Annotated in this window: 9 protein-coding genes and 1 pseudogene; 5 read left to right on the top strand and 5 right to left on the bottom strand. The window is 37.3% G+C overall.

Features of this window, described 5'->3' with window-relative positions; genetic code table 11:
• The first annotated feature begins 338 nt into the window (after positions 1–338).
• Positions 339–2693: an NB-ARC domain-containing protein gene (locus tag DB41_RS04935; RefSeq protein ID WP_162180918.1), complete on the top strand. Its 2355-nt coding sequence runs from the start codon at positions 339–341 to the stop codon at positions 2691–2693.
• 539 nt (positions 2694–3232) lie between these two features.
• Here the strand turns inward: DB41_RS04935 and DB41_RS04930 are convergent.
• Positions 3233–3463, bottom strand: coding sequence for a hypothetical protein (locus DB41_RS04930; protein WP_039384975.1), 231 nt, complete (start codon positions 3461–3463; stop codon positions 3233–3235).
• A 442-nt stretch (positions 3464–3905) separates the two neighbouring features.
• Between DB41_RS04930 and DB41_RS04925 the strand changes: the two genes are divergently transcribed.
• The gene (locus tag DB41_RS04925; protein ID WP_039384972.1) at positions 3906–4760 is read left to right on the top strand and encodes a bifunctional methionine sulfoxide reductase B/A protein; all 855 of its coding nucleotides are present in this window, start codon (positions 3906–3908) and stop codon (positions 4758–4760) included.
• Positions 4761–4849: 89 nt separating this feature from the next.
• Here the strand turns inward: DB41_RS04925 and DB41_RS04920 are convergent, their stop codons facing one another.
• On the bottom strand, positions 4850–6292 hold the full coding sequence (locus DB41_RS04920) for an anion permease (protein ID WP_039384971.1): 1443 nt from the start codon (positions 6290–6292) through the stop codon (positions 4850–4852).
• A gap of 141 nt (positions 6293–6433) precedes the next feature.
• On the opposite strand from DB41_RS04920, the gene DB41_RS04915 reads away from it, so the two are divergent.
• Both DB41_RS04915 and DB41_RS04910 read left to right on the top strand, forming a co-directional pair.
• Positions 6434–6745, top strand: coding sequence for a hypothetical protein (locus DB41_RS04915; protein ID WP_039384970.1), 312 nt, complete (start codon positions 6434–6436; stop codon positions 6743–6745).
• A 452-nt stretch (positions 6746–7197) separates the two neighbouring features.
• On the top strand, positions 7198–8172 hold the full coding sequence (locus DB41_RS04910; RefSeq protein ID WP_039384966.1) for a tRNA-dihydrouridine synthase: 975 nt from the start codon (positions 7198–7200) through the stop codon (positions 8170–8172).
• A 468-nt stretch (positions 8173–8640) separates the two neighbouring features.
• Here DB41_RS04910 and DB41_RS04905 read toward each other — a convergent pair.
• The 3 genes and pseudogenes from DB41_RS04905 to DB41_RS04895 all read right to left on the bottom strand — a co-directional run bounded on the left by DB41_RS04905 (position 8641) and on the right by DB41_RS04895 (position 12951).
• Positions 8641–9908, bottom strand: a pseudogene (locus DB41_RS04905) (NAD(P)/FAD-dependent oxidoreductase).
• 112 nt (positions 9909–10020) lie between these two features.
• On the bottom strand, positions 10021–11082 hold the full coding sequence (locus DB41_RS04900; protein WP_052243919.1) for a cytochrome-c peroxidase: 1062 nt from the start codon (positions 11080–11082) through the stop codon (positions 10021–10023).
• Between the two features lie 789 nt (positions 11083–11871).
• A complete protein-coding gene (locus DB41_RS04895; RefSeq protein WP_080502414.1) occupies positions 11872–12951 on the bottom strand; it encodes a class I fructose-bisphosphate aldolase in 1080 nt (359 codons plus the stop codon).
• Positions 12952–13180: 229 nt separating this feature from the next.
• Between DB41_RS04895 and DB41_RS04890 the strand changes: the two genes are divergently transcribed.
• Positions 13181–14896 carry a hypothetical protein gene (locus DB41_RS04890; protein ID WP_039384964.1) on the top strand — a complete coding sequence of 572 codons (1716 nt, stop codon included), beginning with the start codon at positions 13181–13183 and terminating at the stop codon, positions 14894–14896.
• The last annotated feature ends 71 nt before the right edge of the window (positions 14897–14967 follow it).

Raw genomic sequence — 14967 nt, 5'->3', positions numbered from 1 at the left:
CTAAATTAAAGAGCCTTCCTTCTTTCCCTACAGACTCTAAAGCTATTTCCTCTACTCTCTTCTGTTCCAGATCTATATCTATATCCACTGCCTTTCATAATCTTTATAAAAGTCATTATTCTACCTACCTGCTTAGGGGGCATAAAATAAATTACGTAACCTTCTCAGCAATATCGGAGAATCAAGGTCGGCGATCTTATTGGACTAAAGGAAAATATCTTTGCAACCCAAAGTTCAAGGATAAATTACAGCCAAGTGCTTTAAGGGTTTTCAAAGGGCAAAGAAGATTACATACAGAAATAAAAGAAAATGGCGGGAAGGAAGAGAGAATTAAAAGTGTGCAAGAATATTTTAGTCAAAAGCAGAAACGTTTTAAAAATATGACCCCTTTTGAAAAGCAACAGCTATTTATAGGGACTTCCTTTAGTGTTTTAGTATTATATGTCTTGCGTCCTCTAATTACCGACTATGTAAAAAAAGCATTTAAAGAAGAAACTGTGCATGTTGGACTTTCGGACGAAATTTTATCTCAGCAGGGAAACTGGATTCAAACAAAAAATCTGGACAAGCTAGAAGAGCTTTTTAAAGAGCCAGAATCTAACATACAAAAGGTAGCAATTGTAGGCATGGCTGGGTCGGGCAGAACAACTTTAGCTAAACGATATGCAATACATTATGAAAAGAAAATGAAAGAACAACCTGATAGAATAAGAACTGTTTTCTTTGCTGACATGAGAGACGAAGACACATTTTTACGTGCGTACAGAAAACTTGCAGAGGATTTAGGAGTTCATGTCCCGCTTGCAGCTCAAGAAGAAATTATTATCAAAAAAGTTAATAAAAAACTTGCAAAAAGGCCTCATTGGCTTTTTATAGTTGACAATGTTGATGCCAAAAGTTACGAAAAGTTGCAAAAGTTTTTTCCAAATAATAAAAAAGGAGAAATTTTACTTGTTGCAAAAGAAAAGTTAGAGGGGGCCGTACCTTTTGATATGCAAAGCAATACGATTAATATGCAAGAAGCTCTCGACATCTTTAATCTTAATCTCGGTGATGATCATTGGGCTCTTAAGAAAGCAAATAATTCAAAGCGCCAATTAGCGAGTGAACTTTTTTACTTACCTTTAGCTATTAAGCAAGCAGCTATCTATTTAAAAGATGCGCCACAAGATAATAGCTTTGATGCCTCAATAGAATCCTATGTTAAAAGGTTAAAAGAGGTTGCAGGGGTATCCGAGAAAGTTTCTTTACGTTCTATCGATGATGCTACCCGGATTATAAAGGCTGTCCACTCTTTGAGTGTAGAAGAATGCGAACAAAAACAAAGCGAAAGCAAAGCCCTTCTTTCTATTATACCCTTTTTAAACCCTTACTTTATAGATCGATCTATTTTGCAGCTGTGGTTTGATAAGCATGTAGGTAACACTAGTTTATTTAATCACATATTAGATTTACTAGAAAGTTATGCTTTGATTGCTATGGATGGAGAAGATGGGTGGGAGGTCCATTCCTCTTTGCAAGAGTTGCTAATTGAAAAAGCGGAAAAAAAAGGAGTAAAGCCTTCACAAACGTTAAAAGAGCTGCTTGTTTTTCTTAAAAACAATTTTAAATTGGATATGCGTTTTGCTGATGGATTAAATAAAACAAAAGCTATTGAAAATCAGCTAAAAACTCTTTTAAGACATGCAGAAAAATATGAGTTGCAAGAAGAGTTAAAACCTTATTTCGTGCATCTTTATAATGTTTTAGGTAATTATTATTTACAATCCAATAATTTTTTCGAAGCTCGCCAAGCTTTTAAGAAAAGTTTGAAGCTTGTGGGACTTCAAATAGATCGCACAACAGCTGAGCAAATCTGTGATAATTTAAAAGCACACAAAGAACTTCCAGCTCTATGTGCTCAGGCTCTTCACTACTTAGGAAAAGTCTATTTTCATACGCAAGGGCTAGATCAAGCAAAAAAATATTTTCAAAAAGCTATTGATGTCCAGGAAGTAATAACAGCCAGACGCGATGAGTATGACAATCCCAATCCTTTTGACTTTATAGTTTTCCAACGTCAAGGCAAAGGTTGGGCCCTCTTAGAGGGGGATAAGGAGGATTTGTTACAAGCAGAAAAATTATATCTTAATCTCTTTAAACAAAATCCTTGCATGCCTGCAGGGCAACGTGATCTGTTTAATGAAAGATATTGTAATATTCAATTGAGCAGAGTCTACTTAAAGTTAGCGCAGCAAGAAGCGGATAAAGAAAAAAAACAGGAATATTATAATAAAGCACGCGAGAGACTTGAAATAGGAGGAATTGAAAATGGCGTGCCTTTTCAAGGAGCCATCCAGATGATGCAGCAATATGTAAGATCGGGAGAAATTTGCCTGATGTTAGGAGAGTTATACTTAGATAAAGACTGTCCTTTTGGAGATCTTGGAAAAGCTCAAGACTATTTTGAAAAGGCTTCGCAACTATCCAAAACCGATCTTATGATTGGTGCAAAGTCCAAATACTACCTTGCTAGGCTTTATTTGGAAAAAGGTCTTTCCCATCAAGCTTTTAAGGCTATCAACGAGTCAATTCAATTATTTAACAAAGTAGGGGGGAAAGGATTAACTAGGATCCGTCCCAAAGGCTTCTACGAAGCAGAGAAAATAAAAGAAGCTTTTAGAAATGATGCTCCATTAATTTTGTGCTTATAAAGCTCTCATGCTTAAGCTCTGAAGAAATGAGTTTTTATAAGATAGTACCTTTAGCTATTTCTATTCTTTATGCTAAGAGCATGAGAGCTAACTAGCCTTTAAGCCTAAAGGCTAGTTAAAATGTTTATTATCCTAGAAAGACGTACAACACGAAGGGCTCGTTTATTAAAAGTATGTCAAAGATAAAAAGAGTTTATAAGACTTTAAATCTTTGAAAATTCATCAATTTTAGAGAGTAAAGTAGATATATAGAATAAACGGAGCTTTAGCAAAATTCCTTAACCCCTAGGTATTCAATCCTTAAATCTTTAAGATAAATGGTGGTGTTTGTACACAGCATTCTTAATATGCAAAAACTTTTTTGCCGTTACAATTTAATTTGTTTCAATCTTTACTGGGGCTGTCAAAAATGAAGGGATAACGCGTCTTAAATTAAAAATTGTAAGGCCCTTAAATATAGGGATAGCCTTAAGAATCAGGTAAAAAAATAAACCGACAGATAAAGGGTTAGGAGTTTTTAATAAATTATGCCTAGCGTCTTAAAGGCCCATAGGACGTGGTAACGGCTTATTTTCCTCTTCCTCACTATCTTTTTCATCTTTATCTTTTTTGCCTTCTCGATTTTTTTTAAAATCTTTTTTGGCTTTTTCTGCTCGCTCGGTAGCATTTATATCAAAAGGCTTGGGAGTAGAGACAAGAGGATTATTACTAACCATGAGATGAGCATCTTCATAAAGATCTCGAAAATTATTATTGATAGGAGCACCCATACTTTTTCCTCCTGATTACTTTATTATAGGCTATTAAAATAATTAATATCAATATGAGTGTGAAAAAATTAATAGACGTAAGATCGCCTAACGGGGAATAGCGTTAGCATTGGTAAAACACTTGGGTAGTTTTTGTCTTGCTAGTAGATAGAAAACTTTCATTTATGCTGTTTTTTTTTGCTTTAAATGTCCTTTATTAATCCAGCTTTCTTAATTGTAAAGTGCCCCACTTCACGATTTAAGTGTTTAAGGAAAAAGCTAGACGAGTGAAAAATGTAGTAAGCATTTCAAATAAAAGCACAAGCATGTAACTGGGTCTAACAATTTAATGGTAGAATGATTGTAAACTTAAATGGATGATGGCTTGAGGCTTTTGCTCTTAAATATTATAATGATCGCTTGCTCTTAGGAAAAAGAGGAAAGAATAACATGAAAGGTTTATATGGAAAGATATCATGCCTTAGATTCTTACGAGGAATCTATCATTTTAAAAAAAGGGACTGAAAAACCTGGAACGGGTAAATACTACCACTTTGCTGAAGGAGGTATTTATCTATGCCGTCATTGTGACGCTCCTTTATATATGTCCTCTGATAAATTTCCTTCTCAATGCGGATGGCCTAGTTTTGAGGATGAAATTAAGGGTGCTGTGGAGCGCAAGCTTGATGCAGATGGGGAGCGTACAGAAATTCTTTGTCGGCGCTGCAGCGGGCATCTAGGACATCTTTTTATTGGAGAAAGGCTGACAAGAAAGAATCAGCGGCACTGTGTAAATTCAACATCGCTAACATTTAACCCTGCATTTACTCAAGAGGGCTATGCCAGAGCTGTTTTTGCTGCCGGTTGTTTCTGGAGTGTTGAGCATCTATTTAAAAAAGTTGAAGGAGTAGTTAGTACTACCGTAGGTTATATAGGAGGCTCAACAGTGCATCCAACCTATCAAGAGGTCTGTACGGGAATGAGTGGCCATGCAGAAAGCGTGGAAATTATATTTGACCCTGAAATTGTGACTTATGAAACATTGGCTAAATTATTTTTTGAGATCCACGATCCCTCACAGCACAATCGCCAGGGACCTGATAGGGGTGAACAATATCGTTCGGCAATCTTTTATCTCTCGGAGGCTCAAAAGAAGATAGCCGAAAATTTGGTGATAAAATTGGAAAAGAAGGGGATTAAAGTAGCTACCCGTCTTTTGCCAGCAAGCTTTTTTTATCCTGCAGAAGAATATCATCAAGATTACTATGATAAAGTGGGTAAAGAGCCTTATTGCCATGTGCGTGTCAAACGTTTTTAAGCATACCTTTTCTTGCAATTAGCAATCACTATGCTTCCCGCCTTAACATCATAAGGAGGAAGCAAAGCAAGATGAGAATGTAAGTGTGCCTACCACAGATGAAGAATTTTCCACCACAAAGACCCTATGCCTATCCAGATAGTTAAAAAGATAAAACTCATTATAAATCCCATTTTCCACCAAGTTTTAAGATTTACATATTCAGATCCAAATAAAATAGGTGCTGATCCGGTTCCATAATGAGTAAGGCAGGCGAACAAGCTGCTAGAAAAGGCAAGTGAAAGAGCTATAAGATAAGGGGGAATGTGTAGATGTAGGCCGACAGTTAGAAAAGCCGCATACATAGAGCTAACGTGAGCGGTATTGCTAGCAAAAAGATAATGACTATAAAAATAGGAAAGCACCAACATGGGCCATGCCAAGTACCAGGAAGTATTTGCCATCATAGCGCGTAGGTGGCTACTCATCCAACCAATTAATCCAAAATTATTTAAATAGGTGGCTATCATCACTAGCGTAGAAAACCAAATCAGCGTATCCCAAGCTTCTTGTTCTCTCTTAATATCTTCCCAAGTAAGCACACCTGTTAAAAGTAAAATGCATACTCCTAAGAAGGCCACTGTCGTACTATCTATGCTAAGATAGGATTCTCCACAAATCCATAAAACAATTAACAAGAAAAATACCACCAAAGTGATCCATTCATATTTTGACATAGGACCCATTTGCTGAAGATTTTTGATAGCTAAATCTTTAGCTTCAGGAGTTTCTTTAATTTCTGGAGGATATAATTTATGCACAAGATAGGGAACGCTGATTAAACTTAGTACTCCAGGAAGGCTGGCGGCTAAGGCCCATTGGCCCCAGGTAATGGGGATATTATGATTAAGCAGTACTGCTACGATAAGAGGATTTGCTGCCATGGCTGTAATAAACATGGTGCTAGTGATTAAATTGCAGTAGTAGGCCGTAAGGGTAAGATAGCTTCCTATGAGGCGTTGAGAATGGCGCTCAGGCGAGCTTCCGAAGCTAACAGCTAACGCTCTGACGATAGGAAAAATAATGCCTCCAGCCCGTGCTGTATTACTAGGAATAGCAGGAGCCAAGATAAGTTCGGTAAAAGCTACCCCATATCCTAACCCTAAAGTTTTTTTTCCTAAAAAAGCCACCAATAGATAGGCTAAACGCATTCCCAGTTTTGTTTTAATAAAACTTTTGGAGATAAGGAAGGCAGCAACAACCAGCCAAATGATAGGATGGGAAAAACCGCTTAAAGCTTCCTTCAACGTAAGAGTCTGAGTGACAATAAGAGTAGTTAGAGCTAAAAAAGAAATGGCTCCCATAGGCAGTGCTTTTCCTATTAATCCCACAATCAGAGCAGAAAAAATGGCTAACAGCTGCCACGCCTTGGGCTCAACACCCACCGGCGAGGGAGCGAACCCTATGCATGCACCCACTGTGCAAGCAATAAAAAGGGGTAGGAAATTGGCACCTTTAAAAACTACTTTGTTAGAGTGCTGAGGATGCGACATGATGTGTCTCCAAAAATATTTGTAAGGAACCTATATTACTAGGAGAAGGAATTTCTTTTAAGATGAAAATCTTGCTTGCGTAGATGAAGCCGATACTGCCATAATGTTATTCTACCCCTTAACCCAAAAGGATTAAAAATTATGATTACAGATATAGAATCTTTAAATTTGTTGGATTTAGACCAATTTTCAGCTGATTTAGAAGAACTCAAGCAGGAGATAATCACTGAAGAAGCTGAAGGAGATGAGGATGATGTTATCCTAGAAGTCATTAAAGTGATTCAGGAAGAAATCGTTAAACGTAAGAGTAATCCAGAGAAAAAAGATCTTGCTAGCAATGTAAAATTTTTGGCTTATATCAATTTATTTAATTCTTTATTCGGAGAAGTAGACTTTGAGGAATTAGATGAGGATGAACTAGAAGATATTGAAGAGGATGAAGAAGAAAAATAATTGATGAATAGAAGAGCGGCATTATACCGCTCTTCAGCAATCAAAGCCTCTTTTTATTCTTAAATTTTTTTTATTAGGTCTTTAAGCCTGGGTTTAATTAAGTAGAAATATTCATAAAATTTACTTGTTAGTAGGAATAAATCTTACCTGCTTTTCATAGCTAGGCGTCTTTCTTGTAAATTCTCTAGAAATTTTACTACCAAACGTGCACTTTTAATCCCTACTTTTAATTATAGGTAGCAGGTTTATTTGCCTGAGATTACGCTGATCTTTTTTATTGCCTTTGGCCTTGTTCCTTGAAAATAGGTTACAGTCACTCGTTTGCTGCCTAGAAAAATTATTAAATATAAGAAAAATTCTTACTAGCTATAGATAAATAAGCCTAACGCTTAATTTTTAATATCTAAAAAATATAGACTTGGCAATTAAGTAAGCTAAAGGCATCAACCATCATGCATTTACTCTCAAAAGACGCTTTTGGGTGTCCTTATCTTTTTCTTGCTCCCATGGAAGGAGTAGGAGACCGCTGCTTTCGTAAAGCAATGGCGACCATAGGGGGATTCGATGAGGGTGTTACCGAATTTATTCGGGTGCCGAGCAATGCTCATGTCTCCAGCTTAGCTAAAGTTTATGACTCTCATGAAATTTCTCCTATTCCTTTAGCAGCTCAATTGATGGGATCGGAACCTAACTTAATGGCAGAAATGGCTTTAGAGATAGCTCGCAGGGGAGCACCTCGCATAGATTTAAACTGTGGGTGCCCTTCTAACAAAGTGACAGGCAGAGGTGCAGGTTCGAGTCTCTTAAAAGAACCTGGGCATCTTTATGAAGTGGCAAGGGCGTTGGTAAAAGCTGTAAAGGTTCCTGTGACGGTTAAAATGCGTTCAGGATATGAAGACACTTCTCTTTTTAAAGAAAATTTACTTGCCGCACAAGAAAGTGGAGCGTGTTTTATTACTCTACATCCCCGCACTAAAGTAGAGGGATATGGACCTCCTGCGCGCTGGGATTTGATCGCTGAAGCTAAGTCTATTTTGAAAATCCCTGTGGTGGGCAATGGAGATATTTTATGTGTAGAAGATGCTGTGCGTATGTTGAGAACAACACAATGTGATGCCCTCATGGTGGGGCGGGGAAGCGTGATTAACCCCTTTATCTTTCATCACATACGTGCTTATTTTTCAGGGAAGGCTTTTATACCCCCATGGGATTCTTTAGATACTTATCTCAAAACTTACTTATCGGAAATACCTTTAACAACTCCCGTTCGCAATAAGATTAATAAGATGAAACAATTACTAAGTTTTCTGTACAAAGCCAATCCACAGCTATTAAGCTATCGCCAACAAATGTTAACTTCGCAATTTAACCATTTAGATGCTTTTATGGAGGATGCTATGCATCATCTTAAAAGCTTTTATATATAAAACTATCTCTTCTTCCACCAAAATTGCCTAAGTTTTTATTTGATAATCGAAGGTTTTATTATTTAATTTTCTTTTAACAAGTTCGACTCACGAAGTTTAGCCTATACCTTTTTTGCCTAAATAATGGGTCTGCTAGTTTCTAAAGCAAGCTGACATTCGCATATGATGTCTTTTTTTTAGTTCTAACTTTCTTTTCTTCACCATGCTTTTAATCAGAAGAGAGAAAGCGTCCCAGCTTCTAAAAAGCTTTTTTACCCAATCTCCTTATTAGGTAAGTATTTCTAGAAAGTAGGTGCCTAATATGCATAAATACCTATCAAGCACTGTTATAATAATTGGTTAGGATAGCCTTTTTTGTGGCTTAAAGTCTTAAGTGAGGGCCTACGGCCATTATTATTTTTAAGATAAATGCGTACCTATTGACTAGGATAGTATCAGTTGGAGAACTAAAAAAATTAGAAGTTATTATCAACGGATCGGTTCATCTTTATCAGTTAGGGGACGAGTAATAAGCCGTATGCAACGCTGATTACGGCAATATAGATAAAACCAGTTGAGCATGACCACTACTCGATTGGCGAAGCTGATAAGGAAATGGATATGGATAAAGCACCATGCTAGCCAGGCAATAAAGCCCGAGATTTTTAATTTTCCTACTACAGCTACGGCTTTTGCTTTTCCAATGGTTGCCATCATTCCTTTGTCAAAATATCTGAAAGGTTTTCTTTGTTTGCCACAAGTATTCTTTCTTATTAGCCTAGCCACGTAATGGCTTTGTTGAATAGCAACAGGAGCTATACCCGGCAAGGGAAGACCTGCCGCATCTAAGAGAAGAGCAGCATCGCCAATTACAAATATCTCTGGATAACCAGGGACAGATAAATCATTATTGACATGTATTCGTCCGGAATGATCTTGCATGACTTCTAATGTATCTAATAAAGGAGAAGTTTGGTTACCAGCCGCCCAAATGACATTGCGACTGTCAATAAACTTATCTCCTATTCTTACTCCTTCAGAAGTTATTTCTGTTACCCTGGTTTTTAAAATTATTTCTACTCCCAGCTTTCTTAAATCTCTAGCTGCTTTTTCGGCTAAATCTTTAGGGAAGCTAGATAGTATTTGTTCAGAGCCTTCAATCAAATAAATACGTGCCTGCTCAGGGTTAATATGACGAAAATTATGGATTAAAGAGGTATGAGCAATTTCAGCAATGGCTCCTGCCATTTCTACCCCTGTAGGACCTGCACCCACAATTACGAATTGTAAAAATTTTACGGTTTCCTTAGGTTTGGTACATCGTTCGGCTCTTTCAAAACTTAGAAGAATACGTTCTCTAATTCTTATGGCGTCCTGCAAAGTTTTTAAGCCAGGGGCAAATGCTTCCCACTCTGCATGTCCAAAATAGGTGTGCTGAGAGCCTGGAGCAAGGATTAAATAGTCATAATTGTAAGTTTCCCCATTCTCTGCTATTACTACCTTTTTTCTTTATCTATGGCGGTAATGTTGGCTAAAAGGACTGTTACGTTCTCTTGTTTAGAGAAGATGGTACGAATAGGTGAAGCAATATTAGATGGCGATAGTGCAGCACTGGCCACTTGGTATAAAAGTGGTTGGAAAAGGTGATGATTAGTTTTATCAAGTAGTAAGACGTCTACTGCTGCTTTTTTTAAAGCTTTAGCAGCATTAAGGCCACCAAATCCTCCTCCCACAATTACAACTTTTAACTTGCTCATGCTTATAACCTTTTTAATCATTTTTTATTATTAGATGACCGAATAAATCAACTAAATTTCTCTATTATTTTTACCTATTTGAGCCTCTTACAGCAGACCCATAGAAACATTACTATTGAGGAAAAGTCGAAGGCGATTGAATGTGCTGCCAACCTTCACCATCGAGGGCTTTTAAGAAACTAAGGAGAGCTTTTTTTTCTTCTTCTTTAAGATGCAAGGGCTTCATCAAAGGGTGCAGGTTAGGATTAGGCGTGCCTCCTTTATCATAATACTCAATCACTTCCTCTAGAGTCTTAAGGCTTCCATCGTGCATATAAGGATGATTCCTAACTATTTCTCTGAGGATAGGTACTTTAAAAGCTCCCCAATCTTTATCTCTTTTTGTTATTTCATAGCGTCCTAAGTCTGGCTTAGAAGAAGCCATCCCTATCCCAATGTTAGCAAAATCTCCGCTGCTAAAATTAACTCCATGATGACAATCAATACATCCTTTTGATAAAAACACTTGATAACCATTCACTTGCTCAGCATTCATGGCTGATTGGTCACCTTTAATGTAGCGATCATAAGGCGAATTCCCAGATAAGAGGGTGCGTTCAAATGTAGAGAGGGCTTTGGCAATATCATCTATTGTACACTCTTCATTGTTAAATACTTCTTTAAAGAGAAGGCGATAGCCTGCAATGTTTTTTACACGTTCTTGGCATTGCCAATGGGCCTCATGAGGGTTATCGGCTAAAGTCATCTCTTTAGGATTGGCAATAGGCCCTTTACTTTGTTCTTCAAGAGTTTTAGCTCTACCGTCCCAAAATAGTAAAGGTTGATAGGCTGAATTGATAATAGTCATCGAGTGGCGGCTACCGTACCGTCCTTTAATTCCTATTGATACAGGTCTGCGGTCTGAAAAACCTTCAGAGGGCGCATGACAGCTTGCACAAGAAACAGTTCCATCTGATGAGAGCCTAGTATCAAAATATAAAAGCCGTCCTAACTCTGCTTTTTTTGCATGATAAGGGTTATCTTTAGGCCAAGGAATTTCAGGTAATCCATAAGGAAGGATAAGTTTTTGAGGCTCGGCCAGGAAATTCATTTTTGATGCATCGCTGACATTCACTTCACTCCATGCTACACCCATCAAGAAAAAAGCTATCCATGCTATCTGCGCAAGCTTCATATCTTCTCCCTTCTATCTATAAGACTGCATTTTGCATTTTACAGCTCAATTGTGCAAGATTAAATGTTTAAGCTCTTTATTTATAAAAGCTTAGTAATTATAAAAGTAAATAAAATAAATTGAAAAACTGCCTGAATAGGCTTTAAATTTTATATTTTAACTCTAAATTCTTTTACTCTTTGAAGGTAATCTACTAATAATTTTTATTAGGCTATAGCTCTTCTTGCTAATGAACTTTAAGCATCGAGTGTCCATAAAGCTCGATAAAAATCTAACTCTTAAGCTATCTAGAAAAATGCGGCCTTTTAAGCTTTTGGCTAGCTTTTTGCGCATCATCGATTTAAAAAAACTAGATTTCAAAGTAAAGAGGAGATGAGTAAGGAGATCAAAAGGGTGGGCATAAATTTTTTAACGCATTAGACTATATAATAAAGGCTTTTTTGGCCTCTTAAAAGCTCTTTATTGATCATGCAGATTTACTTAAAGAGCAGATAGAAAAGCTGAAATTGATGATCAAATTAGGCAATACTAATCTACTTGCCTATCAGAATATGTTGGAGAAGTCAATGCATAAAAAACAATAGACTCTCCATTAATAAGCAGTGTTCATTGAAAGCCAAATCGCTAAAAAATTTTTCGCAGCGCAAATTCGGCTTTATTAGATCCTTTCCTAATCCTTTTTAGTGCCTATCTCCTTAAAATTTATGAGGGTGCAAACTGTTGAATATCTTTTTATCTTTTAACCTTTTCGATAACTTAAATTTTTCCTGATCTCTTTTAAACTCTTTGCTAGGCAATAGTAATAGCTTTGTTTAGATATACATCTTGTATGGCATGGAAGATTTTTACGCCTTCTTCAAGAGGGCATTGAAAAGTTTTACGTCCACTGATTAGGCCCATCCCTCCAGCTCTTTTGTTAATCACAGCTGTACGAACTGCTTCTTCCAAGTTTTTTTGCCCTAAAGAAGCTCCTCCTGAATTGATAAGCCCCACACGGCCACTATAGCCATTTAATACTTGATAACGGCAAAGATCGATAGGGTGATCAGTACAAAGGTCTGTGTACATAGCTTCAGCATATTTGCCGTAACTGCCTTTCTTATCTTTATTTAAAGCTTTATAGCCCCCATTATTAAGAGGTAATTTTTGTTTTACAATGTCTGCTCCAATGGTTGCTCCCAGATGATTGGCCTGGCCTGTGAGGTCAGCACTCTCATGGTAATCTATGCCATCGACTTTAAAAGCTGGGTTACGTAAATAACACCAAAGAATGGTAGCCATGCCTAATTCATGCGCCTGTGAAAAAGCCTCACTAATTTCCTTAATCTGACGATTACTTTCTGTTGCACCAAAATAAATGGTGGCACCTACGGCCATTGCTCCCATATTCCAAGCTTGCTTAACATTTCCAAAAAGAATTTGGTCATAACGGTTAGGATAGCTAAGAAGCTCATTATGATTGATTTTTGCTATAAAAGGAAGGCGATGTGCATATTTTCGTGCGACAAGTCCTAATGTTTCTAAGGTTGAAGCTACCGCATTACAGCCACTTTCTAAAGCTAATTTCATAATATTTTGCGGATCAAAATAGATAGGGTTAGGAGCAAAAGTAGCACCTGCTGAATGTTCGATACCCTGATCAACAGGAAGGATAGAAAGATATCCTGTTCCTCCCAAGCGCCCATGATTAAAGAGCGTTTGAAGGCTGGCAAGTACACGTACGGGACGATCGCTAACACCATGAATTTTACTTAACCACTCTGGCCCGGGCAAATGAAGCGCTTCTTTGGAAACTTTTTTACATTGGTAGTGGAGTAAAGAATCAGCTTCAGCTCCAAGAAATCTTTCAATATCAGCTATTTCAAGCACAGCAAACCTCGCAAGTATTAGTTATAAAATTCATCCTAAATAATCCGACAAAAATATGCCAGTAAACTTCCTTTAAAAAATAAAAAAATGATATCAGAAGCTTTTTACCAGGCTCTTATAGTTAAGCTTCTTCCTGGTTAATAGAATTATTAAGGAATGGCATGATTATTGCATAGTTATTAAAAAAGTTTGTTTACAAGGTGGTTAAGTTAGCATTTAGGAGGAGAATATGAATATCTTCAACAAAGAAAGACCCCCTACCCATAATAATTGGCAAACCAATCGTCTTTATAATCAACAAGAGGTTCAGAAAAGCTCCTCTTCTAACCTTAAAGCAATTCCCGGCCCTTCTCTTGCCCATTCTCAAGTTATAGTAAAAACTAGCCAACGGCAAAAAAATATAGAAGTACCACCCAAAGCTACGGATCAAAGAAGCTCTATTAACACGGCAATATTCCAAACAGCCTTTTCAAAGCAAGCAACTAATCATGAAAAACTTAGGGAAGTTCTTAATCGAACTAATCTTTCTATCCGTACCGAAGATAAAGACAAGCATCCAAAAATTTTAGCTGATTTAAAGACAGCGGTCGATGAGCATCGTCAAGAAATCAAAAAAGGAGGAATTCTAAGACAGATTCAACACCTTTTTAGTAAAACTTTTGGATTTTCTGTAACCGTAAAAGCTGAGCAAGCGTATGAAAATTTTTTTAATAGCCTGAGTGCAAAAGATCAAGAATACACCCAAGATATTTATTTTAAAAAAATAGGAACAAATGATGATAACGGCTCGCAAGGGCTAAAAGTATCCGCAGGTAAGTCACGGGTGATATATCATGAGAGTACAGTTCCTGCTAATGAATATAAGATTAAAGGCTCCCCAACTGAACAAATTTTTAGAAACATGGACAGAGGCGCAGCAGGGCAGGTGAATGGAAAAAATTATGGGATAGTTTGTGATGGCTCCTCCTCAGGGGAATATGTAATGAAAGCAGCTCAAGCCTTCACAAAAAGCATGGAAACATTCATAAGAAAGGGCAGCCTTAATAAAAACCTTGAGCCAACTGTATTAGAAGAGCTAACAAAAGAAGTTTTTGTAAACGCCTCAAAATCTGTCAAGGTAGATGATAACACTTATGCAAAGGCAGCTACAGCTGTATTTGCAACTTTTGCGGATATTGCTGATCGTAGTGATGTTTATCTAGTCAATGGAGGGGCTATTGGGGACACAATAGCCGTTAGTGTTAATCGTGCTCAAGGCACCGCTAAGCAGCTTAACACCATCACTAAACAAAATCCTATGGATCATGCAGATTCGGGAGGGGCCCTTCAAGTAGGGGAAATGCAAAAAAGTGATTTGGAGAAAATTTCAACTTTTTCGGCAGAAGTAAATCGCGATGATATCGTTATCTTAGCTAGTGACGGCCTTGCAGATAATATTTATGCAGGAAATCTAGAAGGACTTTCTTCTGAAGAGGGAGCAGCAGAGGTAAAAAAACAACTAGAATTGATTCTCCCTCTCATTATCTTTAGTTCGAAATTTGATTTATCCCTAGAAGAGCTAAAAAGAGAGGGGCAGCCCTGGTTAGATAAAGATCCTCCTACTTTGCCAACAGCAGAGGACTTGAAAAGATTTACAAAAGATGAGGTGATAGACACTTCTGTCGATAACGAAAAAATTGCCCAGCGTCTAAATAATTATATTAAATTTATTACAGATCCTCAGCATCAAGTTGTTACACAAGCGCGAGATTTACAGCATCAGACAATAGAAATTCACCATAAGTTAAGCAGTCCTGCAGAGAAAGAAAACGCTAATGATTTGAAAGCCCAGCTAAAAGAAATAGAGGAAAAATTGGAAGCTGTAAAGCAGCAAATTAAGGATCCTAAAAACGTAGCGAAAACAGACGATAGTCTGCTGATCATACTTTCTCCAACGGGGGAATAGGAATAAAATATCTTTAGAAGAGAAAGGTAGGTGGTAAAGTTTGCGGTTCTGGGGTAGGGTGTTTTGATGAG

The sequence above is a fragment of the Neochlamydia sp. TUME1 genome (assembly GCF_000813645.1).
Lineage (GTDB): Bacteria > Chlamydiota > Chlamydiia > Chlamydiales > Parachlamydiaceae > Neochlamydia.
This window is presented reverse-complemented; position numbering and strand designations above follow the sequence as displayed.